Consider the following 26,325-nt stretch of genomic DNA (forward strand, 5'->3'; position numbering starts at 1 on the left):
ATTGTAAAGCGGCGACGGCATCTTCGGCGCAGAGCGCCGCGAATCGGCGGACGATGCCCTTTATTCCGCAGAGCGGCACCGCGGGTGTATACTAGAGAGGAACGATCGAAACTTCGCGAGGGAGGAGCTCTTATGCAGCTTATCGATACAGCGGACGTGCAGAGAAGAATCGACGCTCTGCGGGACCGGGACTTGTACGTCCATCTGGAGATGACTTCGGGGGCGTACACGGCCTATTACGACAGCACGAAGCACCCGGCCGCGAACTTCATCACCAACGCGGTCGTCCGCTTCTCCCATGGAGGCATCTCCGGGAGCGGACCGTACCGGGTCGGGCTCAAGATGGAGAACGGCTGGATCTATACGGAGGGGCTGACCCATTACGAAGGCACGGAGACGGACCGGCTGATTATGGCCGGACACGATACGCAAGGCAAGCTGATCGTATCGCTGCAGCTTAGCCCGGAGCCGTTCTGAGGAGAGGAGACGAACCATCGCATGAATAAAAAGATTCTAGTCGTCCTGCCGCATCCCGACGACGAATCCTTCGGCCTGTCGGGGACTCTGGCGAAGCATGTCCAGGACGGAGACCGTATCACCTACGCTTGCTTGACGCTCGGGGAGATGGGGCGCAACATGGGCAATCCCCCGTTCGCCAGCCGGGTGACGCTGCCCGCCGTCCGCAAGCTGGAGCTGGAGGAGTCGTGCCGCGCCATCGGCATTCAGGACCTTCGGCTGCTCGGCTTCCGGGACAAGACGATCGAGTTCGAGGAAGAGGAGCTGCTGGACGGCCGGATCGGCGAGCTGCTCGAGGAGCTTCGGCCGTCGGTCGTCTACACGTTCTATCCGGGATACGCCGTGCATCCGGATCACGACGCCTGCGGGGAGGCGGTCGTCCGGACGGTCGGCAGGCTGCCCCGGGAGAGCCGGCCTCCGGTTCGGTGCATGGCGTTCGCGCGAGACCACGAGGACGCGATCGGGAAGCCGGACGTCGTTCATGACGTGCGGGAGTTCCTGAAGCCGAAGCTGGCGTCCATCCGGGCGCACCGTTCGCAGTTCAACGTTCCCGGCATCGATTCGGACAAGGCGTACAAGTCGCGGGAGCTGCAAGAGCGGTTCGGAACCGAGCGCTTCTGGACGTACCGGTTCGACCGATAATTTTCGCCGTCGCCCATTCGGGAATCGATAAATAAATCGTTATACACCCTAAGATTGCGGGCTGTTCCGGTGTCTAAGCTCTTTAGACCGATCGGAACAGCCCTATTTTTCTAGGCGATTGAGCTCGGGGCTCTGCAGGCCCAATGAACCTTTTTCCCGCGTTGATGGTTTTATAGGCAGTACAATGGGAAGGGGGGAAAAGAGCGTGACCGATAAAGAGCTGTTCGAGGCTTACAGCCGCGACGTCTATCGACTTTGTTTATCCATGCTTAACAATAGAGCGGACGCGGAGGACTTGTGCCAGGATGTGTTCGTTAAGGCATTTCGGTACGAGAGGGCTGGACACGACTATTTGAAGCCCTGGTTGCTCCGAATCGCGATGAATTTGTGCCGTACGCATCTGAAACGAGCGGGGAATGGAAGGCGTAAAGAACGTCTCTTCTTTACGCTTACGCGTTTTCGATCGGCATCTGGGCCGGACGAAGAGGCGGAACGGAAGGAAGCCGACAGCGAGCTTGACCGTCTCTTCCGCAAGCTGCCAGGGCGAATTCGGGACGTGCTGCTTCTTCGGTATATCGGGGAACTCAGCCTGCCGGAGATCGCCTCCGTGCTGGAGATTCCTCTGGGAACCGTCAAGTCGCGATTGCATAAGGGGCACCAGAACGTGAAGGTTCTTCTTCAAGACGCCGAGGCTTACACAATCAAAGGAGTGGAGTGCATTGACTGAACCGATAGAGCTGGAATTGAAGCGCATCGCCGATCGCAGCCGCCCGGCCGACCCGGATATGGAGGCGATGTGGAGCGCGATATCGAACCGGGTCGCGAAGAGCGAGGGGGCCGGCTTCAGGCGACGTTCGTTCTCTCTTCGCCCAAGAAAATGGGCGGCTCCGGCGCTTATCGCGCTATGCCTGGCCGTCGCGGTGCCGGCATTCGCCGCGCCAGCGCTCAACTGGGACTGGTTCGCCCAGCGAGCCGCCAAATCCTTGGAGAGCGGCGACGGCGTGCGCATCGACCGGACGATAACGAGCGGAGGCTACTCCTTCCATCTGCTGGGCGCGGTATCGGACGATTATCGGACGGACCTGTTATTCCAATTGAGCGGATCCGATCTGTCCTCGTTCGATTACGTTGCGTTCGGCTCGGCCGAATTAACGGACGGCCGGGGCGGACTCCTCCGCTTGAGCGATCACATGACCGCGGAGGAGGGCGGAACGCTAAACGGGCTGCTGGAAGCGAACGCTCCGATGGAGCGGGGGATGCGGAACTATTCGCTGAACGTGAAGGACCTTATTTTGTATAAGGAAGTCTCTGTTCCGGTCGATCTGAGAGCCATGGGTCCTAACGGACAAACGGCGAAGGTGGACGATGAAGAAGTTGCGGAAGCGACGATTGAATCCATCGTACGGACAGGCGGCGTCTATACGGTCCGCTATCGGCTCGCGGCGGCCTCTGCTCGCATAAACGCCGCCCTGAATCCGCGCCTGATACTTCGTTCGGACGGTCAGCCGATGAATCCGACCCGGTCGACGTTACTCCCGCCGCCCGGCGATAATTCCGTTCTCATGGAGGAAACCTACGAGCTGTCCGACGCCCAACTGGCGTCGGCCGAGTTTGCCCTTTCGAGGCTGGCCGAGAGCCGCCGTATAAACGCGGAATGGAATTTCTCCTTCCAAGCGGAAGGCCAGAAGGCGGAACAAGCGATTTATCGCCGGAAGCTGGATTCTCGTTCGGTCGCTAACGCGGCGGGAGCGGATTTCAAGGAACTGGTCGTGACGCCTCTGGAGATTCGGTTAACTTATGAAGAACCGGTTCGGAGCTTTAAGGATTATCCTTACTTAGACTATGAACAAGCCACGCTGCTGCTGAACGGGAAGGAAATCGAAGGAGGCATGTTCATGAACGGGAATGGGCGGGATCGTTATTACCGCTTCTTGTCTCCCGAATGGTATCGCGATTGGTCCGACGTCCCCATGCAGGTCCGTCTCCGTTCTTTGAAGGTTCAAGCCAAGGCAAGCCCGGATCAGCTATTGGAGCTTGCCGGCCCAACGGACGCGAAGCGAACGATCGAGACGGAAGTAGGCGGCTTCCCGGTCGCGTTCACTTATTACAAGGACGGAGCCGATTTGATCGTCGAATCGAACTGGCGCAGCGAGACGGAGGGCGGCATTACCCAGACGTATATCGCGGCGGGCGACAAGCGGCTGCTTGCCGAATATGTACCGGAGGCGCCGGGAGGCAACGGAACGAGACGGAAGGTGGAACGCTACCGCAATGTTCCGCAAGGCGAGCTGAAATTGAATCCGTTCCTATACCACTGGACGGATAAAGAGAAGACCGAGACCCTTACGGTGAATTAATTCTCGGATAACGACCTTCGGAATAAAAGCCGGGGGCCTCCCCGAAGGAGACCGGAATTCGCGGTCGTCATTCGGAGAGGCCCTTTTAATGACGCCGTCCAATCCTTGTGGTTAAATCGCGAATCATTCTCTGGTACAATGGGTAATAAACATTCTAGAAGATCGAGCTGAGGAGGTACGATATGAGCGGTCAGAACTCCACCCATCCGCGTTACGAGACGGCGATCTTCGCCGGAGGCTGCTTCTGGTGCATGGTGACGCCGTTCGAGGAGCTGCCCGGCATTATCCGGGTCGTCTCGGGCTACACGGGCGGTCACACCAAATCGCCGACCTACGAGGAAGTCTGCTCGGAGACGACCGGGCATGCGGAGGCGGTGCAGATCACATACGATCCGGAGCTTATGCCGTACGAGAAGCTGCTGAACATCTTCTGGCAGCAGATCGATCCGACGGACGAAGGAGGCCAGTTCCACGACCGCGGCTCCTCGTACCGGACGGCGATCTTCTATTCGACCGAGGAGCAGCGCGAGAAGGCCGAGCGTTCCAAGCAAGAGCTGGAGGCGAGCGGGCGCTTCGACCGTCCGATCGTGACGCCGATCGAACCGGCTTCCGAATTTTACCCCGCCGAGGATTATCATCAGGATTTTCATAAGAAGAACCCTCTTCGCTATCGGATGTACCGGAAGGGCTCCGGCCGCGACGCCTTCATCGCCGCGCATTGGAACACGGCGAAGGACAAGGAGAAGCTTCGCGAGAAGCTGACCGACCTTCAGTTCGAGGTGACCCAGAACAACGGCACGGAGCCGCCGTTCCGCAACGAGTACTGGGACAACCACCGGGAAGGCATCTACGTCGACATCGTCTCCGGAGAGCCGCTGTTCAGCTCGCTCGACAAGTACGATTCCGGCTGCGGCTGGCCAAGCTTCACGAAGCCGATCGATTCCGGGATCATCAAGGAGAAGGAAGATTACAGCCACTTCATGACGCGCACGGAAGTGCGCAGCCGCGAGGCGGATTCCCATCTGGGCCACGTGTTCCCGGACGGGCCGGCGCCGACCGGGCTGCGCTACTGCATCAATTCGGCGGCGCTCCGGTTCGTTCCGAAGGAGGACCTGGAGAAGGAAGGCTACGGCCGGTATCTCGAGCTGTTCGCGGAGCGGGAGCCGTCGCGTTAAGACGAAGCGGAAGGGTCGCCCTGCGGGGCGGCCTTTTTTTTTCTATCTCGTTCCTGGTGGCAATCGGAATCCGCATCGGATTCACAGCTCAACCGGGCACGATCCCCGCAATGAGAAGCGACTCTGAGCCCGGGTAACAAGTCTGCATGCGAATTGGTCAGCCGTCGTTTTTTTCAGCGTCCCCGAGCTCTTCCCGCCCGGGAATCGGAGACGGCTCCGGCGCCTCGTGCCGATATAGGGATTTGTTCTCATTTCCCGCCTGTCTATTGCAGGTCCGCTGTGCTACAATGCAAGTATGACGAGGTGACTGCAATGGAGATCTTCCAACTCCAGACCCAAATCTGCCCGCGCTTCGAGAAGGCGATGAACATCCTTAGCAAACGTTGGGCGGGTCTTATTATTTTCCAACTGTTGTCCGGCCCCCAGCGCTTCTGCGCGATCGAGTCCTCCCTTCCCAATATTAGCGGCCGGCTGCTCTCGGAGAGGCTCAAGGATCTCGAGCACGAAGGCATCGTCCGGCGCGACGTTTACCCCGAGACCCCGGTGCGGATCGAATATTCGCTCACGGACAAGGGGCGCGCGCTGCAAGGAATTTTCGCGGAGCTGTCCGCCTGGTCCCAGGAATGGGTTCCGTTCCCGGACGCCCGGAACGGCTGCGGGATTGACGCTGCGGACGAATGATGATACAGTAGGAGCATATATTCATACTAAACAACTCGGATTTATAGAGCCCGCCAGCCGATTGGACGACCAAAGGCGCCTATTCCTTCCGCCGCGAAGGATTAGGCGCCTTTCGCCGTTTTTAAGGCGTGCGGGAGGGGCTCGCGATCCGCGAGGAGGAACCTTGGCGATGGCAGCGCGCAGGCAAATCAAATTATCGGCTTATCTGGTCGGCACGGGGATGCACGTCGCGTCCTGGAGACTTCCGTCGGCGAAGGCGGACGCCAGCATCGACATCGATTATTATCGGAGATTGGCGCAGACGGCGGAGCGCGGCAAGTTCGACATCGCTTTTCTCGCCGACAGCCTGGCCATCAACGAGCAATCCCACCCCAACATTCTGAACCGCTACGAACCGATCACGCTCATCGCGGCGCTCGCGAGCTCCACGTCCCGGATCGGCGTCGTGGCGACGGCCTCGACCTCCTATTCGGAGCCGTTCAACTTCGCCCGCCAGTTCATGTCGGTCGACCATATCAGCAAGGGAAGGGCCGGCTGGAACATCGTCACGACGCGCGACCTGTCGGGCAACACGGCCCGCAACTTCGGCGCGGCGGAGCATTACGAGCACAGCTTCCGCTACGAGAGGGCGGCGGAGTATCTGGAGGTGGTCCGGGGGCTGTGGAGCTCGTGGGAGGACGACGCGTTCGTGCGCGACAAGGAGAGCGGGGTGTTCTTCGACCCGAGCAAGCTGCACCGCATCTACCACAAAGGGAAGTTCTTCTCCGTGGAAGGCCCGCTCAACATCGGCCGGTCGCCGCAGGGGCATCCGGTGTTCGTGCAGGCGGGCACGTCGGACGCCGGGCAGCAGTTCGCCGCTTCCGTGGCCGAGGTCGTTTTCTCCATCAAATATAATAAGGAAGACGCGCAAGCGTATTACCGGGAATTCAAGCAGAAGGTCGTCGCGGCCGGACGGGCCGAGGAGGACGTCGTCATTCTCCAGGGGATCTCCCCGATTATCGGGCGCACCGAGCGCGAGGCGAAGGAGAAGCTGGAGACGCTGGAGTCGCTCATCACGGAAGAGACGGGCATCTCGTTCCTCTCCGACTATTTCCCGGGCGTCGACTTCCGCGGGGTCACGCTCGATTCTCGCGCGGCGGACGTCGGCCTGGACCGGCTGGAGTTGAGCAAGTCCGACTATAAAAAGCATCAGCCCGTCATTGCCCGGGAAAACCCGACGCTGAGACAGGTCTATTCGCTGCTGACGGGTTCGTTCAGCGGGGACCACCTGGTCGGGACGCCGGACAAAATCGCCGATACGCTCCAGGAGTGGTTCGAGGATCGCGCGGCGGACGGCTTCATGCTTATGGCTCCGCAGCAGCCGGAAGGGATCGAGGAGTTCGTCGATCTGGTCGTTCCGATTCTGCAGGAGCGGGGACTGTTCCGCACGGAATACGAGGGAGCGACGCTGCGGGAGAATCTCGGGCTGAAGGTTCCGGAGAACCGGTTCGCGGCGGCCCGGGCGGCCGTTCGGGGCTGACGGCGGCGGGCGGGGGATGCGATTCGCGCGGTCTCGCCTTCTTCGGGTTTGACATCGGGCTTGAAGTCCAGTATACGTATTAGGGACAGGGCATTCGTATTTTTTTTCGATTCCCGATTCCCGATACGAGAGGTGTGGAGCAAGTGGCCATTCGCTACGACGAGTCAACCCGTACGTTCCATCTGCAATCCGGCAACGTCAGCTACGTGATGCAGATCGTCAAAGACGGTTACCTGGCTCATCTATACTGGGGCAGCCGCATTCGCGGAACCGCGATTCACGACATGATGCCGAAGTCGTTCCGTCCATCCTTCAACCCGAATCCGTTCCCGGAGGACGAGACGTTCTCGCTCGACACGCTCCCTCAGGAATATCCGGGGTACGGCACGAGCGACTTCCGCTCGCCGGCTTACCAGGTTCGACTCGCCAATGGCACGACGATCGCCGAATTCAAGGTGACCGGCCACCGGATCGTTCCGGGCAAGCCGGCTCTGGAAGGCCTCCCGGCCGTCTACGCCGAGAACGACGGAGAAGCCGAGACGCTGGAGATCGAGCTGGAGGACGCGGCCGCCAAGCTGAAGCTGATCGCGAGCTACACCGCGTTCCGGAACAGCGACGCCATCGCCCGCTCGGCGAAGCTCGTGAACCTGGGCGGCGAGCCGGTCCGCGTGCAGCGGCTGCTGAGCGCCAGCGTCGACCTGCCGCACTCGCGGTTCGACGCGGTGCACCTGTGGGGCACCTGGGCGCGGGAGCGCCATCTGGCGCGCCGGGCGCTCATGCCGGGCGTGCAGGCGATCGAGAGCCGCCGGGGCTCCAGCAGCCATCAGCACAACCCGTTCTTCGCGGTCGTCTCCCCGGACGCGAACGAGGACCACGGCGAAGTGTACGCGATGAACCTCGTGTACAGCGGCAGCTTCCTCGCCCAGGCCGAAGTCGACCAATTCGCTTCGACGCGCCTGTCGATCGGGCTCAACCCGTTCGACTTCGAATGGCTGCTCGAGAGCGGCCAGTCGCTGCAATCGCCGGAAGCCGTGCTCGTCTTCTCGCGCGAAGGGCTCGGCGGCATGTCGCGGACGTTCCACAAGCTGTACCGCACCCGCCTGTGCCGCGGCGCGTTCCGCGACAAGGAGCGCCCGATCCTGATCAACAACTGGGAAGCGACCTACTTCGACTTCGATTCGGAGAAGCTGCTCCGGATCGTGAGCGCCGCGAAGGAGCTCGGCCTCGAGCTGTTCGTGCTCGACGACGGCTGGTTCGGCCAGCGCAACGACGACAAGCGTTCGCTCGGCGACTGGTTCGTCAACACGGACAAGCTGCCGGAAGGCCTCGACGGCCTCGCCGCGAAGGTGAACGAGCAGGGGCTCAGCTTCGGCCTGTGGGTCGAGCCGGAGATGATCTCGCCGGACAGCGACCTGTACCGCGCCCATCCGGACTGGTGCCTGCACGTGCCGGATCACCGCCGGACGCTCGCGCGTACGCAGCTCATCCTCGACTTCTCGCGCCAGGACGTCCGCGATTATATCGTCGAGCGTTTGACGGCGATTTTCTCGAGCGCGCCCATCTCCTACGTGAAGTGGGACATGAACCGCAACATGACCGAGATCGGCTCCGCCTTGCTGCCGCCGGAGAGGCAGCGCGAGACGGCGCACCGCTACATGCTCGGCCTGTACGAGGTGCTGGAGAAGATCACGTCGTCCTTCCCGGACATTCTGTTCGAGAGCTGCTCGGGCGGCGGCGGCCGGTTCGACCCGGGCATGCTCTACTACATGCCGCAGACGTGGACGAGCGACGACACGGACGCGATCGAACGGTTGAAAATCCAGTACGGCACAAGCCTCGTCTATCCGGTGAGCTCGATGGGCAGCCACGTCTCCGCCGTGCCGAACCATCAGGTGCACCGGATCACCTCGCTGACGACTCGCGGCCATGTCGCGATGTCGGGCAACTTCGGTTACGAGCTCGATCTGTCCAAGCTCGCCGACGAGGAGAAGGCGGAGATCGCCCGCCAGGTCGCGGAGTACAAGGAGATTCGCGGACTCGTGCAGCAGGGCGACTTCTACCGGCTGCTCAACCCGTTCGAGGGGAACGAGACGGCTTGGCAGTTCGTCTCGGAGGACAAGGCCGAGGCCTACGCCATCTACGTGCGCACGCTCGCCATCCCGAACGGCCCGCTCGGCCGGCTCCGCCTGAAGGGGCTCGACCCGGACAAGACGTACGCCCTGCGCGGCACGGACCGCGTCTACGGCGGCGACGAGCTCATGCACGCCGGCCTGCCGCTGCCGGTGCTGGAAGGCGACTTCCGCAGCCTGGCCTTCTACTTCACGGAAGCGAAGTAAGGGGAGCACCGAAGCGGGAGATGCTCTAAAATCTAGAACAACTCCGGCAAAACGGAGCTCCAAAGCGGGAGATGCTCTAAAATCTAGAACAACTCCGACAAAACGGAGCTCCGAAGCGGGAGATGCTCTAAAATCTAGAACAACTCCGGCAAAACGGAGCTCCGAAGCGGGAGATGCTCTAAAATCTAGAACAACTCCGGCAAAACGGAGCTCGTGCACCTCCACTCAAATCAGAACAAAAAAATCCCGTCTTGCCGCTTAGGGCAGACGGGATTTTTTGCTGAAGAAAAGGAATTTCCGCAAGGACAATTGGATGCAAAAATCAAAAAAGAACCTGGGCAGCTCTTCTTTTGTCAGCCGCTTAGCTCTTTTTTTGAAGTGTCCTTGACAAGGGGCCAGTTCAGTTTCTTCGAAAACCTCGCTTCCTTTTTTGTATCCCCAAATGCGATCTCTATTGTCAGCCTGCCGGATTGAAGGTACGATCTTGCTAAGACAAGACAAGAACTGGATGAAAGCGGGGAACAGCGTCATGACCCAACCTACGGAGAAACCATCTCAATCGCCGGAAGAGCCGATCGTACCGAGTCAAGGAACTTCGGGTCGTTCGGCGTCGCCGCTCCTTGATTCCGAAGTTGACCCTTCCCGTTGCCCTCTGTGCGGGCAGCCGAACGGGTGCGCCGTTACGGCCGGCGAGCCGCCCGGCGATTGCTGGTGCATGACGGCGCGAATTCCCGAAGCCGTGCTAAGCCGGATTCCCGCGGAACTGCGCCGCAAGGCGTGCGTCTGCTCCCGGTGCGCAGCCGAAGACGATAAACCGATGGAAGCACCTTCCGGGGGCGGCAAGTGATCATAGACCGTTCGAATAATCGCTTCGCCCGTGAGCGATTCCACGCAATTCAGGCGCAAAATTACGCATTTTCCTGTTAGCGCTTACGGTTGCCGCAACAAGCGATCATACTTGAATTGTCATCCGCCGGAGGTGCGCCGCCTTGTTCAAACTTCGCTTTCGCAACCCGCTGACGAGGATGAAGCTGAACCGCCAACTGATCCTGCTGTTTCTTATTCTCGTCAGTCCGGTATTCGTGTTGAATCTGTACGCCAACAACCAGGCCGAGAGCATTCTGAAGCGGCACGTCACGAATGCTTATATGGAGCTCAACAAGCAGAACCATCTTCTGATCAACCGGGACATCGACACCGTCAATCGCGTCATGTCGACGATCATCGTCAATCCGAACGTACAGCAACTGCAGGCGGGCGCCGAGGACGTCTACGACCGGTTGAAAGTATACGAGACCGCCGACAAGCTTCTGCCGACGTTCACGATGGGCACGTCCGGAGGGGACTCGATCGCCTATTATTTGTACGTATACGATCCGCTCCAGAAGTACAGCTTCGCCCCGCAGACTTCGTCCAAGTTCCGCAACGGCGGCGTCTTCTTCTACTCGGATCTGAACAAGCCTTCCTGGACGGACGAAGCGATCTCCCGGAAGGGCAGAGGATTCTTGAGGATCATCGACGGCATCGGAACCGGCCGTTCGCAGACGTTAGCGTACATTCGCGCGGTGAACAGCACGATCAGCGGCAAGCTGATCGTCGGCGTGCTGGTCGCGAGCAACATGGACAAGAAAATCGAGCAGTCGCTCAATTCGGTCTCCCTGCCGGATAACGGGGAGATGTTCCTGACGGATTACGACAACACGATTCTCGCTTCTACCGTGCACGACAGCATGGGCGAGAAGCTGGATCTGCCCCCGTCGATGGTCGTCGGGACGAAGAACGAGAACACGACCGACGATATTTACAAAGATTACATCTATGTGCAGCACGCCGACTACGAGATCAAGCAGAAGCTGGTCTACCGGATCTCCGCGGCCTCGATGCTGCGGCAGCAGAGCGAAGTGAAGCACGCCATCCAATTGATCTCGGTCGCGTACTCGCTCTTCGCGATCATCGTCATGGCGTATTTCTGGCGGTCGCTGCTGTTCCCGCTGCAGAAGCTGGCCGGCTTCGCCCGGGTCTACGAGCCCGGGCGCAAGGTGCCGACGGAAGTGATCGACCGCAACGACGAGGTCGGCGTGCTCATTCATTCGGTGTATAACATGGCGCGCCGGCTGAACGTTCTCATCCAAGAACAATACGTGCTGGACATCAAGCAGAAGGAAGCGCAATTGCAGCTGCTCTACCAGCAGATCAATCCGCACTTGCTCTACAACACGCTGGAAAGTATCTATTGGAAGTCGACGCTGGAGGGCAACTCGGATTCGGCGGAGATGATCAAAGAGCTGTCGAAGCTGATGCGGATCAGCCTAAGCCGCGGGCGCGAGCTTATCACGCTTCAGGAGGAACTGGAGCATGCGACGGCTTATACGCTGCTGCAGCAGAAGCGGTACGAGTACGAATTCCAAGTCCACTGGGAGACGGACGAGGAAGCGTTGACGAGCCTCATTCCGAAAATCTCGCTGCAGCCGCTGATCGAGAACGCGATCATCCACGGCGTGCGCAACATGGGCGAAGACGGCGTCATCGTCGTCCGGATGCTGCGGCAAGAAGATGAGGTCGTCGTCCAAGTGGAGGACAACGGCTACAAGCCGATCGACCACGAAGCGCTCAACCGGATGATCCGCGAGCCGCGGCTTGAAGACCGTTCCGGCTATGGCGTTCACAACGTTCACGAACGGATCCAGCTGCACTTCGGCGAGGTCTACGGCATTCAATATTCGATGCCGCAGGGCGGAGGCACGCTCGTGACGATTCATCTGCCGTTCCGTCTTCAGGAAGAGAAGCCGAACGCGGCGGATGCAGGAATAAGTTAAGCGGGAGGGACCTGATATGTACACGATTCTGCTCGTCGACGACGAACCGCTCATTTGCAAGGGCCTCAGCAATCTGCTCCGTACTTCCGGTCTTGCGATCGGAACGATTCTGACCGCCGGCAACGGACAAGAAGCGCTCGACTACTTGCGCCTGGAAGACGTTGACCTGATCGTGACGGACATCCAGATGGGAACGATGAACGGCATCGAGCTGATGCATCAGGCTAAGATCATCAAGCCGTGGGTGGAGACGATCGTCATCTCCGCGCATGAGACGTTCCAATACGCCCAGATGGCGATGCGGCTCGGCGCGAAGGATTACCTGATCAAGCCGCTCAACAACGAACACTTCCTGAACACGGTTCGCAACGTGCTGCTCAAGATCGAGCGGCCCGCCCCCGTCGGCGAAGAAGAGATGTCGCTCATGCGGGCCAACTTCCAGATGGAGCAGCCCGACGAGGACCGCCATCGGCTGCTGAATCGGCTCATGAACTGCGAGGATCGGGAAGCGGAGACGGTCGCGTCCGAATTGAGAAGCCGGTTCGGCGTCGACATCGGCGGTCCCTACTTCGCCGTTATACGGGCGCGCCTGCTGCTGGACGGCGTCGCCGATAAGGACAAAGGGCTGTTCGAATACGCGGCCTTGAACATCGCCAGCGAGCTTCTCGGCCAAGATTGGAGCCATCACGCGTTCTATTCGCCGAACCACGAGCTGTGCGTGCTGCTCGCCTGGAGCGAGCGGGCGTACGAGGAGACGAACGCGAACCGGATCGAGCAGCTCGAATTCATCGGGCGAAGCCTCTTCTTCAACATCGAACGCTACTTGCGCATGAAGAGTATCGTCGGCATCAGCCAGATCTTGCGCGAAGCGACGTTCATTCCGATGTTGAGCCTGCAAGCGCACAGGGCGATGAAGTGGAATGCCGAGCATCGGGATCACTACATTTTCTATTACGGGGATTACAAATGGGCGATGAACGCGGAGACGTCCTCGGAAGACGAATGGGTCGCTCAGAGCAATGTGATCGTCGAGCAGGCCAAGCGTTATATCGACGAGAACTACGGCAAGAAAGGGATCACGCTGAACGAAGTCGCCCAGCACAACCACGTCAGCCCCAACTATCTAAGCTATCTGTTCAAGAAGTACATGCAATGCAACCTGTGGGAGTACGTCATCAAGCTGCGCATGGAGGAGAGCCGCCGCCTCTTGATGACGACGGATATGCGACGCTACGAGATCGCGGACCGCGTCGGCTACGAATCTCCGGAGCATTTCAGCAAGATCTTCAAGAAATATTACGGCATCAGCCCTAGCGAACTCAAGAAGTAAGATCGAACACGATCGTCATAGAAACGCACATGTTCACTCCCCCCTCCGCTTCTCTACAATTATAAAGACACATATACAGAGGGAAAGAGGGAGCGCCATGGACCACACCACCGTTGTGCCGGCTCGTCCGCCGGCAGCAACCAACAGCAGGAGACCATCCAGAATCAGAAAGCATGGGTCGGGGTATTTATTCCTCTTGCCGGCGATCGTTATCTTCGTGCTGTTCTTGTGGCTTCCGATCGTCAAGGGAGTCATCTTCAGCTTCCAGGACGTCGACTTCGTCAAGGGCAATTCCTGGGTCGGCTTCGACAATTACAAGACGGTCTTCCACGACTCCACGATCGGCCAATCGATCAAAAATACGTTGTATTATATGGCGCTCTGCCTAATCATCGGGTTCTGGGTGCCGATTCTGTTCGCGGTCGCGATCTCCGAGGTTCGGCGCCTTCAGGGCGCGCTGCGCGTCATGGCTTACTTGCCGAACGTGATCCCGCTCGTCGTGCTCTACGGCCTGTGGCGCTGGATCTACGATCCGGTCGGGCCGATCAACGCCGCACTGCAATGGATCGGCCTCGATCAGATCATGTTCATGACGGATCCGAAGTGGTCGATGGCTTCGCTCGTCATCATGGAGACTTGGCAATCGTTCGGTTCCGCCATGCTGATCTACCTGGCGGCCGTGCTCAGCGTCCCTAAAGACTGGTACGAAGCGGCGGAGATCGACGGGGCCGGCATCTGGGCGCGCATCCGCCATATTACGCTGCCTTCGATCAAGGGCTTGATCGGCTTGATGCTGATCATGCAACTGATCGCGACGTCGCAAGGCTATCAATCGCAGCTCGCGATGCTCGACGGCGGACCGGTCAACGCGACGATGACTTACGGGCTCAAGATCGTGAAGTATGCTTTCACGCAGCTCAATTACGGCGTCGCTTCCGCGATGGGCGTCTTGATGTTCATCGTGCTCAGCGTGCTCGCCATCATCCAATTCAGACTGAACAACCAGGGGGACAGATAATCATGAGAGCAGCCGAACGCGGTATTCTGTCCACCCATGACTATAAGAAGTCCGCGACCCGAATTCTGATCGTCGTCATGTCGATCGTCATACTGGCGATGGTCCTCAGCATGCTGTACCCGATCGCCGTCACGTTCCTGAACGCGTTCAAGTCCACGATCGACGTCAACTCGTTCCCGCCCAAGCTGTTGCCTAGAGAGTGGGTCACGACGAACTTCAAGGAAGGCTGGGACCTCATGAACTTGCCGTTGTTCATGCGGAACTCGCTGTTCGTCTTCCTCGGCAATCTGATCGTAACGGTGGCGGCGCTCGGCGGAGCCGCCTTCGCCTTGTCCAAGCTGAACTTGCCCGGCCGGAAGCTGATCTTCCTCTTCTTCCTGTCGACGCTGTTCATTCCGCCGTCGACGTATATCGTGCCGAACTTCGTCAACCTGAAGGACCTCGGGCTGATGAACTCGTTCTTCGCGCTCTGGCTGCCGGCCGGCGCGAGCGCCTTCAACATGCTGCTGCTTAAGAGCTTCTTCGACGACATCAACAACGAGATCTTCGAAGCTTCCCGCATCGACGGGGCGTCCAACTGGTACGGCTTCACGCGAATCGCGCTGCCGCTGGCGATGCCGATCATCTCCACGCTGGCGATCTTCATCTTCTCGTCCGCCTGGAACGACTGGTTCTGGCCTTCGTTGATCATGCATGACGACCAGCATTATCCGGTCGCTTCGGCGATTTACAAGAACGTCATCAACGCGAGAGGCATCAAGCTGAACATCAAATTCGCCATTCTGGCGATGGTCGCCGTGCCGCCGATGGTCATCTTCCTGTTGTTCCAGAGGTTCATCATGCGCGGGCTTCATCTGGGCGGCGTGAAGGGATAACGGGATTCGACGAAACGTAAAGGTGTACAAGCGCAGATCGTCATGCTGCGCGCGCGACGAATCGTAATGTTGCACACGATGCGAATAGGAATACACATCGCCCTAGTGAATGCGCCTCCATTATGATGAGGTCGTAGCATAAATTCCACACGGATAAGGGGAGTTACAATGCAAAAGACAAAATTGCCGGCTCTGCTGATTGGCGTGGCCATGCTCAGCGCATTGGCGACCGCATGCGGCAGCAACAACACCAACGGTTCGGTCGCCAGCCCGTCGCCTTCGAGCTCGGGTTCTTCGCCGGCGGCGTCGCCTTCGGATTCCGCGGCATCGCCGTCCGTCGATCCGAACGCGGAGAAGGTAACGATCAAGATTCACTATCCGACGGCCGACAAGCAAGAACTCCGCACGATCGAAGACGCGAAGATCAAGCGGTTCCAGGAGAAGTATCCGAACGTCAAGATCGAGAAGGACGACTGGCAGTACAAGGTCGACGAGATCGGTCCGAAGATGGCCGCCAACGAGGCGCCGACCTTCTTCAACACCTACGCGACGGAAGCGAAGATGCTGGTCGAGAAGGGCTGGGCCGCGGACATTACGGATCTGTGGAACAATTACGAGCATAAGGACGACATCAACCCGGTTCTTCAGAACCAGTTCATCCTCGACGGCAAAGTCTACGGCGTCGCCCAGCAAGGTTACGTCAGCGAAGTCGTGATCAACAAGAAGATGCTGGCCGACAAAGGCATCGCGCTTCCTTCCTACGACTGGACGTGGGATGACTTCTACAATATCGCCAAGCAAGCGACCGATCCGAAGAAGGGCATCGCGGGCGTCGCTCTGATGGCCAAAGTCGGCGACGGCGGCTGGAACTGGACGAACTTCCTGTTCGAAGCGGGCGGCGAGATTCAGAACGTCGCCGATGGCAAAGTAACCGCGGCCTTCAACTCCGACGCCGGCGTCAAAGCTCTTGAACTCTACAAGAAGCTGCGTTGGGAAGCGAACGCGGTTCCGCAAGACTGGGCGCTCGACTGGGGCGGCGCCACCGGGGCGTTCGCGCAAGGTCGCGCAGCCATGGTTATCGCAGGCGCCGACGGCCCTCTGCAGCAAGCGCTGCAAGCGAGCATGAAGCCGGAAGACTTGGCGGTCTATCCGATGCCGGCCGCTCAAGCAGGCGGCAAGCACACCGGCGTCCTCGGCGGCGACTACCTGATCATCAACCCGAACGCCAGCAAGGCCGAGCAGCAAGCCGCATTCAACTATATCGTGTTCGACTACTACTCCGACGACGCGCTGGCATCGCTGGAGCAAAGCATCCAACAACTGAAGAGCGAAGGCAAGTACTACGTGCCTCCGCACATGAACTACTACAAGGAAGATTCCGAGTACGGCAAGAAGGTGCAAGAGCTGCTCGCCAAGTACGACAACGCGTACAAGTACGACCCGTCTGAAGCCGCTCTGCTCGACGGCAAGCCGGAAGCGCAATACAACACGCAAGACTACTACAGCACGATGACGAACGTCATCCAAGAAGTCTTCACGAAGAAGGATGCCGATCCGAAGAAGCTGCTCGACAGCGCGGCGAAGCTGATGCAAGAAAAGTATTACAACAATATCAAGGTTAACTAATCGTTAGAGCAGAGAGGGCTGTCCCGGCGCGGAGCGCATCCGCCGAGGGGCAGCCCTCCTCTCTCATGCAGCGACGTATGGACCTATTCTCGTTGGATATATCGATATAGAGCTTCATGAAATAATAAAAAGCAACGGGGCTGTCCCAAAGGTCATCAACAATGACTGAGGGACGGCCCCTGCTTTGTAGTTAGCGATGGATACAGACCCCCTATTTATTTCATCGCCTCTTCGAAATCGACATCGCGTTTGTTATGCGAAACAGCCAGCGTAAGCCGGGCTACAATGTGCAGGTCGGAACGGAAAATCAGTTTATTCTCGGTTACAGCTTGCATCGGCGACCAGCGGATACTCGTTGCTTGCACCTCATTCGGAGAAGGTCGAAGCGACTCTTGGCCAGTTGCCGGGAACCGTGCGGCGATTCGGAATCGACATGATCGAAGCGAGACTGAGAAGGGTCCCGCTGAGCAGCAATGGACCCAAACGTGCAATGGCGGCGCAGGGATAACTCTCCCTACGCCGCCATTCAGTGATTTCTACCCCATTTTGCGAGCGGGTTGTTCCCAAAGCGAGCAAAAAATTTACTTATGGGACAGCTCCCTTGTCAGTCCTGCATTAGCAGCAGCCTACTTGCGACTCCGACCAGGAGCCGTTCGCTTGGTTCAGGCAGCGCTTGTAGTAGGCGCTTCCCGTGGAGTTCGTGCAGCCATAACCGCAATAATAATAGCAGCTCATCGTTTGGTTCACCTCCTTTCAGGGCATGGGGGTCATCGGCTTTAGCGATAAGTTTCCGCTTGGGTTCGGAACATCCGCGCATATTCGCCTTGCAGATCCATAAGCGCTTCATGGCTGCCTTGCTCGATGATGCGGCCGTTCTTCATGACGAGAATCAGATCGGCCTTCCGGCATATACCCAACCGGTGCGAAGTGAAGAAGGTGGTGCGGCCTTCGCTCAGATCGGCGAGCCGATCGAACAAGGCGGCTTCGGCCATCGGATCGAGGGCGGAGGTGGGCTCGTCCAGCACCAGGATGTCGGCGTTGCGGAAGAACGCCCGGCTGATCGCGATTCGCTGCCACTGTCCGTACGACAGCTCGTATCCTCCGAGGAACCGGTAGCCGAGTTCCGTGTCGAATCCATGCGGCAGCTGCGAAGCCAACTCGTCGGCGCCGGAACTGGCGGCGGCCTCGAGCAGCCTGTCGGGATCCTCCCGATGCCGAAGGCTTCCGAATGCGATGTTGTCCTTGAGCGACAGCTGATATTGCACGAAGTCCTGGAAGATCGCGGCTACTCCGGCCCGCAGCGCGTTCGGGTCGATGCGGTCGACGGGGATTCCGTCGAAGGCGATCCGTCCGGCTGTCGTTGGATACAGGCCAAGCAAGCATTTGATCAGCGTGCTCTTGCCGGCTCCGTTCTCCCCTACGATCGCGACCTTATCGCCGGGACGAACGCGGAAGGAGATGCCGTCCAGCGCCGGCTGTTCGGCTCCCGGGTAACGGAACGCGAGTCCGGCGACATCGATACCCTGCTTCAAGGGGAAGGGGGACTCCTCTTGTCCCCCGGCCTCGTTCTCCTCTTCCATTCGGAGATAGTCGAACCATTCCTGCGTGTACAAAGCCAGCTCGTATATTCCGGCGATCTGGGCAGACATCGCGCGCAGGTTGCCTTGCACGGACGACAGCGCTTGAAGAAGCGCCACGAACGGCGGCAGTCCAAGACGTCCTGATGCAGCCAGCTTAAGCAGCAGGCTGCCGACGAGCGAGAAGACGGCAGCCCATGCCGTAGCGAAGCCGGCTTTCAGCCAGGACATGCGGCGCTCCAGCTCCAGCTGCTCTTCGCCGTTCTCCCGGTACAATCGCTTCCATTGGCCGAGAAAATGATTCGACAAGCCGAAGATTCGAATCTCCTTCGCCCATTCCCGGTTGGACAGGAGGCCGAAGAAGTATTCCGCCTTCCGCTTCTTGGGCGTCTGCCGGATATCCTGGAAGAACCGGAACCGACTCTCCTTGATGTCGATGTACAGCGAAGGAAGGACCAGGAGCACCAAGCCGACGGCCAATAACGGATGGAAGCCGAGCAGAACGACGATCAACCCCGCCAGCGTCGCGACCGATTGCACGATTCGGGTCATCGAAGAGAAGAATTGCAATCCCCGATGCTCGAGTCCGGCGAATACCCGTTCCTGCAGGTCGTAAAATTCGTGCGATTCCAGACGCATGAGCGGCAGGCGGGTCGACTTGCTGCCGGTCCGATGTCCCATATGCAGCATGAGGCCGAGCTTGATGCGGCTGTTCTGGAATCGGTTCGCGATGTCAAGGCAGCTTTGAAGCCAATAGAGACCGGCTTGCCCCAGAAGAAGGGCCAATGCTCTTCCGTAACCGCCGCCCTGGCCGATAGCGCTTTGGGCGGCGGCGACCAGTTCGGCCGTCATATAGATTTGCGCGACCGGCAGCATGGCCGTTCCGAATTCGCAGGCCGTCAGCGTCGCCATTCTCAGCGGCATTATTCGGAACAGGAGTGCCGTCATGCGCACCATGGCCCCCAGCGTCAACGCCAATTGTCTGCGGGCCGCGTTCCATCCCGCCATTCGGTCAGCCCGCGGGCGAGAGCGAGGGAGCCTGCGGCAAGATCGGCTCGGCCAGCGTCCGCAAATGCGCTTCTTCGTTCACGTGTCCTTTGGCGACGACCCTGCCATTCGAATCGAGGGTATAGGCGAACGGGAACACGGTCGTCCGGTAAACTGTCATTTCCTCCATCCGATGGGGGATGACGGGCAGCGTGATGTCGTATTCCTGCATGACGGCCGGCAGCTCGCCTTCGTTCTCCTCGAACATGAGGATCGCGAGCTTCAGATGGGGGTGCTTGTCCTTGAATTTATGCAGCACGGGATAGAGAAGCTTGCAGACGCCGCACCCCGTAACGGAGAACACGACAACGGTATTCCGCAGCGAGATTTCCTTCCCGGCGGTATCGATCATGTCGAGACGGGGAAATTCGGAGCGAGGCTCCAGTCCGGGCAGTTCGCCCTCCGGAATGCCCGGCGGGAAATTCGGCCGCTTGATCCTGTTCATGCGGCGGAGCATATAAACGACGCATGCGCCCAGACAGAGCGTTAACGCCCACAAGGTGAAATAGGAGACCATAAAAAGCGGATTCATCGACAGGATTCCCCCTAAGGATGAGATTCGGAGCGCATGGACCGGAACATCGCGCGCAGCAGCGCGACGATCGCGAACAGGCCGACCCAGATGAGGATGGCGGCCCCCGCGTCGGCCGGCGAAGCCTTGAGCGGGCTTCTCCCGGAGCCGTCGTACAGCAAGTAGGCCGAGGACAGCGCCAGCATTCCCGCGAGCAGGAGCGTCGGCACGCCAAGGGTTTGCGGGATGGCTTTGCCGAAGCAGTGACACTCGATTCGTTCTTTTCGCGCCAAGGCGATTCCGGCGACGGCGGCGAATCCCGACGCGAGCAGAACGGTCAATCCTTCCCCGAACCAGCGGACGGGCCAGAGCAGCAAGGCCGCGGCCGCGATCTCAAGCGCGGGGACGAGCCATGATGCCGCGCGGACCGATCGTTCGCGCCGAAGGAAGGAACGCATCGTCGCCCGGAACGATGCGGGTCCGGCGAGCTTGGCGATTCCCGCGAATGCGAAGATTATCGCGAGTCCCAGGCGAAGGAATTCCGAGATCGTCATGAACCTCCTCCATTTCGCCGCAATCGGCATAAAGTTGTCCAAGCGGCGGAGCGCATAGAGGAAATCTCTCAAGATCCGCCGGGAGTTGCCCTCATAATAATTAATTTGGTTATATCTAGGAAATGCTCATTTCTATTGGAAATAGGAGAAATATTACTATTTTAGCAGAGACCTGCAGAGGGGAGCCTTGCGTTCCCGGCAAGATCGAAGAATCTCACACGGTATCCATAACAATGCGCATTCTTTTGGCCGGACCGTTCTTCCATAATGATATGAGCTATCGGGTCTTAAGCGAGGGGGAGCAGCATGGGCCGAATCGTCGGCGATCTGGCGGAGCGGCTCCAAGAGACTCAGGCATCTTAATGCAGAGGTGAAGATAACATGTTAACGAGCGAGACGATCCACCCCGACCGTAACGACAAGAGAGAGGCGCGGGCCGCCGTCCACCGGATCGGACGCGTCGCGCGGTGGGAACTCGCGGAAGAAGGCGTGCGGTTGTACGGGGAGAAGGCGAATCTCTCGCTGACCTTCCTCGCAGATGGTGCCGTGCGCATCCGCCTGTTCTTCGGTGTCGCGCCGGATCTGGCGACGACGCCCGCCGTGCTGCCGCAGACGAAGGCCGGCGCCGTCTCGCTGGAAGAGACGGCGCGCGATTATCGCGCGGTTGCCGCCGGCGGGGTCGCCGTCGCCGTCGACCGGGAACGGGGCATCTTCTCCGTCTTCCGCGCGAACGGGGAGACGCTGCTCGCGGGCGTCGACCTGTTCTGGGACCGGGACCGCAGCGCGACGCTGACGGCGGGCATGGACGAGAACTCGCACTTCTACGGCTTGGGGGAGAAGACCGGCTTCCTGGACAAGAAGGGCGAGCGCTACGAGATGTGGAACAGCGACGTCTACGAGCCGCACGTCCCGGACATTAGCGCGTTGTACCAATCGATTCCGCTGCTGATCCACTTCCGTTCCGGCGGGACGGGGGCGGCCTACGGCGTCTTCCTCGACGATCCGGGCCGCGCGGCGTTCGACATGCGGACGTCGCCGGACCGGTACGCCATCCAGTCCGAGAACGGCAATCTCGACTTGTACGTGCTGGAAGGGCCGACGCTGAAGGACGTCGTGAAGCGCTACGCCGGCTTGACCGGCAAGCCGCCGATGCCGCCGCGCTGGGCGATCGGCTACCAGCAGTCGCGCTACAGCTACATGAACGAGGAAGAAGTGCTCGGCATCGCCCGGACGATGCGGGAGAAGCGGATTCCTTGCGACGTCATCTACCTGGACATCCACTACATGGACGAATACCGGGTGTTCACCTGGGATCCGGAGCGGTTCCCCGATCCGAAGGGGATGATGCGGCAGCTGAAGGAGATGGGCTTCCGCGTCGTGCCGATCGTCGACCCCGGCGTCAAGCAGGACCCCAAGTACCCGGTCTACGTGGAAGGAGTGCGGGAAGGATACTTCTGCAAGAAGCTCGAGGGCGAGACGTTCATCGGCAACGTGTGGCCCGGACCGAGCGCCTTCACGGACTATACGGACGAACGCGCCGCCAAGTGGTGGGGAGACTTGCACCAGTTCTATATCGACCACGGCATCGAAGGCATCTGGAACGACATGAACGAGCCTTCCGTCTTCAACACCGCGTCCAAGACGATGGACGTCGACGTCGTTCATGCCAATGGCGGCCGTCCGAAAACGCACGGCGAATGGCATAACCTGTACGGCATGCTCATGTCGAAGGCCACCTACGAGGGGATGGCGCGAGGGCTCGGCGGGGAGCGTCCGTTCGTGCTGACCCGGGCCGGGTACGCGGGCATTCAGCGCTACGCGGCCGTATGGACGGGGGACAACCGCAGCTACTGGGAGCACCTGGCGATGAGCATCCCGATGGTGCTCAACCTCGGGTTGTCCGGGGTCGCGTTCGCCGGGCCGGACATCGGCGGCTTCTCCCACCATGCGAGCGGAGAGCTCGTCGCGCGGTGGACGCAGGCGGGCGCGCTGTTCCCGTTCTGCCGCAATCACAGCGCCATCGACACGCCGCACCAGGAGCCGTGGGTATACGGCGAACGCGTCGAAGCGATTTGCCGGGAATACCTCGGGCTTCGGTACCGATTGATGCCGTATCTGTACTCCCTGTTCTACGAAGCGACGTCGACCGGCTTGCCGATCGTCCGTCCGCTGCTGCTGGAATATCCGGAGGATGCGAACGTCGCGAATCTGTGCGACCAGTTCCTGCTCGGCCGCGACCTGCTCGCCGCTCCGATCCTGCGTCCGGGGACGACCGCCCGCTCCGTCTATTTGCCGGAAGGGGTATGGCTCGACTTCTGGACGGGCGAGAGGCTGGAAGGCGGACGGTTCGTTCTGGCGCAGGCGCCGCTGGAAGTGATGCCGCTGTACGTGCGGGCGGGAGCGATCCTTCCCGAGCAGCCTCTTCGCCAGCACGCGGAGGAGGCGGTGGAAGGGCCGACGACGCTTCGCGTCTATGCCGGAGGGGAAGGCAGCTTCCGGTTGTTCGAGGACGATGGCCGGACGTTCGGCTACGAGAGCGGGCGTTACCGGCTGCGGGAATTTGCTTGGACGGAAGCGGACGGCGAACGTACGCTTAGCGCGAGCGTCGTTCACGACGGGTACGAGGGAGACGCGTCCGAGCTGCGCATCGCCGTCGGGAACCTGGACCGCGAGCCGTCGTCGGTGCAGCTGTCCGGCGCCGAGGAGTCGGGCGCTCGGCATTACGACGCGGCGAAGAAGGTCCTGACCGTGTCCGTGCGCGGAGCCGGCGGGGAGTTCCGTCTCTCGCTGCAAGAGCAGGGACTTCGATAACATCCTATAGACGGTAAAAACGGCAGTCCGCCGCCGGCTTCTAGCCGCGGCGGACTGCCGTTCGTTATTCTTGGATCGCCTTCAGGCTCTCCTCGCGGATAAGCTCCGTGAGGCGCTCTTTGTATTGAAGGAACCGCGGATCCACTTTGATCTGGTAGGAGCGGGGGTGCTCCAGCTCAATCGGGATATCCGCTTTGATCTTCCCCGGCCGGGAGGTCATGACGAGTACCCGGCTCGCGAGGTAGATGGATTCCTCCACGTCGTGCGTGATGAAGACGATCGTTTTGTTCGTTTTCTCCCAAATCTCCAATAGCTGCTCCTGCATTAGCGTCCGCGTCTGATTATCGAGAGCGCCGAACGGCTCGTCGAGCAGCAGCACTTCGGGATCGTTCGCCAATGCGCGCGCGATGGCGACCCGCTGCTGCATGCCTCCGGACAGCTGCTTGGCGTAGTGGTTCTCGAACCCTCTCAATCCGACTAAATCGATATATTGGGCAGCGATCTCCTTGCGTTCCCTGGCTCCTATCCTTTTGTTCTTCAGCCCGAATTCGATGTTCTCCGCAACGTTAAGCCACGGGAACAGGGAATAGGCCTGGAACACCATCCCCCGATCGGCGGAAGGGCCGTCGATCTCTTCGCCGTCCAAATACACGCTGCCGGTCGATTGCTCCTCCAGCCCCGCGATAATGCGAAGAAGCGTCGATTTGCCGCAGCCGGAAGGGCCGAGCACGGTGATGAATTCGTTTGTGGCGATGTGAAGGTCGACGGTGTCGAGGGCGAGCACGTCCGGCTTCTTTTTGACTCCGGGGAACCTCTTGCTGACATTGCGAATCTCGAGTTTTGGCTGCATCGGTCATCACCTTCCGTAATTCCACGGGAACATTCCGCGGATGGCCCGCTTCAGGATCAAGTCCGTTATTAACCCCAGAACGCCGATCGTCAAAATTCCGTAAATAATGTTGCTCGTTCTCAGCATCCGCTGAGATTCGATGATGACATGTCCGATTCCCGTCGAAGCGGCGACGAGCTCGGCTACGATGATATACGTCCATGCCCAGCCCAGAACCAGCCTGGCGATCTCCATCATTCCGGGCAGGGAGGCCGGCAGAATGACGGAGCGAAGCACGCCGAGCGGGGAGGAGCCGAGCGTATAAGACGCTTCGAGCAGCTCGCGCCGGACGCCGCCTACTTCCACGGCGGTCATAAGGACGATCGAGAACAGGCTGCCGAAGAAGATGACCGAGATTTTCTCCACGTCCCCGACTCCGATCCACAGGATGAACAAGGGAATAAACGCGGATACCGGCATATAGCGGACGAAGGATATCATAGGTTCGAAGAAGGCTTCCAAGGCTTTATAAGTCCCGATCAGCACGCCGAGCGCGGAACCGGCGAGGAACGCCAAGACGAAGCCGACGAGCACTCGGTAAACCGTTGCGAGAATGTCCTGAATGAAGTCGAATTCGGTAAACAGCGTAATTCCCGACTCGACGATCTTGGAGGGGGACGGCAAGAACAGCTTGTCGACGATGCCGCCATAGGTCAGCAAGGACCAGACGGCGAGAAGAAGGGCGAAGCTGGACAGCGTCAGGGCAAGGTAGAGGCGGGGAGAGATGGAGCTTTGCGGCTCCAGCCATCTCCTTCTCTTCGATTTGCGTCGCATAGCGGGTCTGTTCATGATGTTCTCCTTAACGGATGGCGGAATAGTCGATCAGACTGTCGATGTCGGGAGCCGAATCGATCAGCTTGTGGTCCAGCCAGAACTTCGCTCCGAGCTCCGTCAGCTCGCGAAGAGCTCCCGGTTGTTCCTTGGTGCCGAAATATTCTTGGTTCCTCGCTTGGTCGTAATAACGCACGCCGCTTAATCCGGCCTTGAACTCGTCCGTTGTCTGGTCGAACGCCCTCGCCATGATCTTCACGGCGTCTTCCTCGTTCGTCTTGTAGTACTCGACCGCTTCGAACCAGGATTGGGCGAGCGCTTTAACCGCGTCCGGATTCGCATCCGCGAAGTCCTTGCGCAATCCGATCGTATCGGCGATAACGCCTGGCGTAGCGTCGCTCGAGACCAGGACGCTGCCGAAGTCGGTATCCTTCGCCTTGGAGAGCCATGGCTCCCAAGTAACGGCGGCATCCACCTTCTTGGCGGCGAAGGCCGCTCCCGCGTCGCCCGCCGTCATGCTCTGGAGCTTGATGTCCTTCTCGTCGATTCCTTCTTTGTTGAGCAGGTAGAGGAACCAGAAGAAGCTCGCGCCTCCGTCCGTCTGAACGGCTACCGTCTTGCCGACGAGGTCCTTCAGACTTTTGATTTCCTTCTTCGCGACCAGGCCGTCCCCTCCGTAAGAATCGTCGAGCGCGACTACCTGTACGACTGGCACTCCGCTCGCCGCCGTGACCACATGGGTGTCGACGGTCGAGGTGAAGCCCTGGATCCGGTTCGCGGCCAGCGTGCTTCGACGATCGGCGACGCTCTCCATCTTGACCAGCTCCACATCGAGACCATGTTCCTTGAAGAAGCCTTTCTCTTGCGCGATATAGAGCGGAGCGAAGCCGACCCAGCTCGACAACGCTAACGATAGCTTCGTCGGTTCGCCGGAGCTTCCGTTCCCGCTTCCGGCCTCAGCCCCCGTTGACGCGGTCCCGGGCGAAGCGCCCGCACTCGTGTCACTATTGTTGCCGCATGCCGCCAATCCCGTCGCCAACGCGAGCGTCAGCAAGGCCAAACCCCATTTCTTCGCCATCTCTTTTCCTCCCAGCTCCATATGTTAATAAATATAAAAAACCGGAACAACAGCAAGGAATGCAGCGCAAACCGCATTCTTTGCCCGTACCGGTTTTCTACTCGCTAATAGCTAAATCCGCCAAACACTATGTAAGTATATATAACATATAATTGATTTATCGTCAAACACAACGGATAAATGTTATGTTATATAA

The 26,325-nt window shown here is 59.5% G+C and carries 21 protein-coding genes; 15 read left to right on the top strand and 6 right to left on the bottom strand.

Going from position 1 to position 26,325, the window contains the following annotated elements; translation table 11 throughout:
- The first annotated feature begins 132 nt into the window (after window positions 1-132).
- The 14 genes from H7B90_RS28655 (at window position 133) to H7B90_RS28720 (ending at window position 16,891) form a co-directional block, all read left to right on the top strand.
- A complete protein-coding gene (locus tag H7B90_RS28655; protein WP_185139321.1) occupies window positions 133-477 on the top strand; it encodes a YojF family protein in 345 nt (114 codons plus the stop codon).
- Window positions 478-498: 21 nt separating this feature from the next.
- Complete coding sequence (gene bshB2, locus H7B90_RS28660) at window positions 499-1,158, top strand: bacillithiol biosynthesis deacetylase BshB2 (protein WP_185139322.1); 660 nt, start codon at window positions 499-501, stop codon at window positions 1,156-1,158.
- A gap of 205 nt (window positions 1,159-1,363) precedes the next feature.
- A complete protein-coding gene (locus tag H7B90_RS28665; protein ID WP_185139323.1) occupies window positions 1,364-1,885 on the top strand; it encodes an RNA polymerase sigma factor in 522 nt (173 codons plus the stop codon).
- Window positions 1,878-3,515, top strand: coding sequence for a hypothetical protein (locus H7B90_RS28670; protein ID WP_185139324.1), 1,638 nt, complete (start codon window positions 1,878-1,880; stop codon window positions 3,513-3,515). The genes H7B90_RS28665 and H7B90_RS28670 overlap by 8 nt, the downstream gene beginning before the upstream one ends.
- Window positions 3,516-3,697: 182 nt before the next feature.
- Window positions 3,698-4,690, top strand: a complete 993-nt coding sequence (gene msrB, locus H7B90_RS28675; RefSeq protein WP_185139325.1) for a peptide-methionine (R)-S-oxide reductase MsrB — start codon at window positions 3,698-3,700, stop codon at window positions 4,688-4,690.
- Window positions 4,691-5,002: 312 nt separating this feature from the next.
- Window positions 5,003-5,371, top strand: a complete 369-nt coding sequence (locus H7B90_RS28680) for a winged helix-turn-helix transcriptional regulator (RefSeq protein ID WP_185139326.1) — start codon at window positions 5,003-5,005, stop codon at window positions 5,369-5,371.
- Between the two features lie 169 nt (window positions 5,372-5,540).
- On the top strand, window positions 5,541-6,890 hold the full coding sequence (locus H7B90_RS28685; RefSeq protein WP_185139327.1) for an LLM class flavin-dependent oxidoreductase: 1,350 nt from the start codon (window positions 5,541-5,543) through the stop codon (window positions 6,888-6,890).
- Between the two features lie 143 nt (window positions 6,891-7,033).
- Window positions 7,034-9,226 (top strand): alpha-galactosidase, encoded by a 2,193-nt coding sequence (locus tag H7B90_RS28690; RefSeq protein ID WP_185139328.1) that lies wholly within the window; start codon window positions 7,034-7,036, stop codon window positions 9,224-9,226.
- A gap of 529 nt (window positions 9,227-9,755) precedes the next feature.
- Window positions 9,756-10,073 (top strand): cysteine-rich CWC family protein, encoded by a 318-nt coding sequence (locus H7B90_RS28695; protein WP_185139329.1) that lies wholly within the window; start codon window positions 9,756-9,758, stop codon window positions 10,071-10,073.
- Window positions 10,074-10,215: 142 nt separating this feature from the next.
- Window positions 10,216-12,042 (top strand): cache domain-containing sensor histidine kinase, encoded by a 1,827-nt coding sequence (locus H7B90_RS28700; protein ID WP_311772833.1) that lies wholly within the window; start codon window positions 10,216-10,218, stop codon window positions 12,040-12,042.
- Between the two features lie 16 nt (window positions 12,043-12,058).
- Window positions 12,059-13,372, top strand: a complete 1,314-nt coding sequence (locus H7B90_RS28705) for a response regulator transcription factor (RefSeq protein ID WP_185139330.1) — start codon at window positions 12,059-12,061, stop codon at window positions 13,370-13,372.
- A 97-nt stretch (window positions 13,373-13,469) separates the two neighbouring features.
- Complete coding sequence (locus H7B90_RS28710; RefSeq protein WP_185139331.1) at window positions 13,470-14,390, top strand: carbohydrate ABC transporter permease; 921 nt, start codon at window positions 13,470-13,472, stop codon at window positions 14,388-14,390.
- A 2-nt stretch (window positions 14,391-14,392) separates the two neighbouring features.
- Entirely contained in the window at window positions 14,393-15,265 is an 873-nt protein-coding gene (locus H7B90_RS28715) for a carbohydrate ABC transporter permease (RefSeq protein ID WP_185139332.1), read from the top strand.
- A gap of 168 nt (window positions 15,266-15,433) precedes the next feature.
- Complete coding sequence (locus H7B90_RS28720) at window positions 15,434-16,891, top strand: ABC transporter substrate-binding protein (protein ID WP_246578870.1); 1,458 nt, start codon at window positions 15,434-15,436, stop codon at window positions 16,889-16,891.
- Window positions 16,892-17,667: 776 nt separating this feature from the next.
- On the opposite strand, the gene H7B90_RS28725 is transcribed toward H7B90_RS28720, so the two are convergent.
- From H7B90_RS28725 to H7B90_RS28735, 3 genes are read right to left on the bottom strand one after another with little or no spacing between them, the layout of a single operon-like run.
- Entirely contained in the window at window positions 17,668-19,476 is a 1,809-nt protein-coding gene (locus tag H7B90_RS28725) for an ABC transporter ATP-binding protein (protein WP_185139333.1), read from the bottom strand.
- A 4-nt stretch (window positions 19,477-19,480) separates the two neighbouring features.
- Entirely contained in the window at window positions 19,481-20,047 is a 567-nt protein-coding gene (locus tag H7B90_RS28730) for a TlpA family protein disulfide reductase (protein WP_185139334.1), read from the bottom strand.
- Between the two features lie 14 nt (window positions 20,048-20,061).
- A complete protein-coding gene (locus H7B90_RS28735) occupies window positions 20,062-20,580 on the bottom strand; it encodes a MauE/DoxX family redox-associated membrane protein (RefSeq protein ID WP_185139335.1) in 519 nt (172 codons plus the stop codon).
- A 381-nt stretch (window positions 20,581-20,961) separates the two neighbouring features.
- Here H7B90_RS28735 and H7B90_RS28740 point away from each other — a divergent pair, with 381 nt between their 5' ends.
- Window positions 20,962-23,391 (top strand): glycoside hydrolase family 31 protein, encoded by a 2,430-nt coding sequence (locus tag H7B90_RS28740; protein ID WP_185139336.1) that lies wholly within the window; start codon window positions 20,962-20,964, stop codon window positions 23,389-23,391.
- A 64-nt stretch (window positions 23,392-23,455) separates the two neighbouring features.
- On the opposite strand, the gene H7B90_RS28745 is transcribed toward H7B90_RS28740, so the two are convergent.
- Genes H7B90_RS28745 through H7B90_RS28755 form a run of 3 tightly spaced genes read right to left on the bottom strand, consistent with a single transcriptional unit; the run spans window position 23,456 to window position 26,129 of the window.
- The gene (locus H7B90_RS28745; protein ID WP_185139337.1) at window positions 23,456-24,241 is read right to left on the bottom strand and encodes an ABC transporter ATP-binding protein; all 786 of its coding nucleotides are present in this window, start codon (window positions 24,239-24,241) and stop codon (window positions 23,456-23,458) included.
- Window positions 24,242-24,247: 6 nt separating this feature from the next.
- Entirely contained in the window at window positions 24,248-25,069 is an 822-nt protein-coding gene (locus tag H7B90_RS28750) for an ABC transporter permease (RefSeq protein ID WP_212962302.1), read from the bottom strand.
- 10 nt (window positions 25,070-25,079) lie between these two features.
- Window positions 25,080-26,129: an ABC transporter substrate-binding protein gene (locus tag H7B90_RS28755; RefSeq protein ID WP_185139338.1), complete on the bottom strand. Its 1,050-nt coding sequence runs from the start codon at window positions 26,127-26,129 to the stop codon at window positions 25,080-25,082.
- Window positions 26,130-26,325 lie beyond the last annotated feature (196 nt).

This window comes from Cohnella xylanilytica (assembly GCF_014212175.1).
In the GTDB taxonomy this organism is placed as follows: Bacteria; Bacillota; Bacilli; order Paenibacillales; family Paenibacillaceae; genus Cohnella; species Cohnella xylanilytica.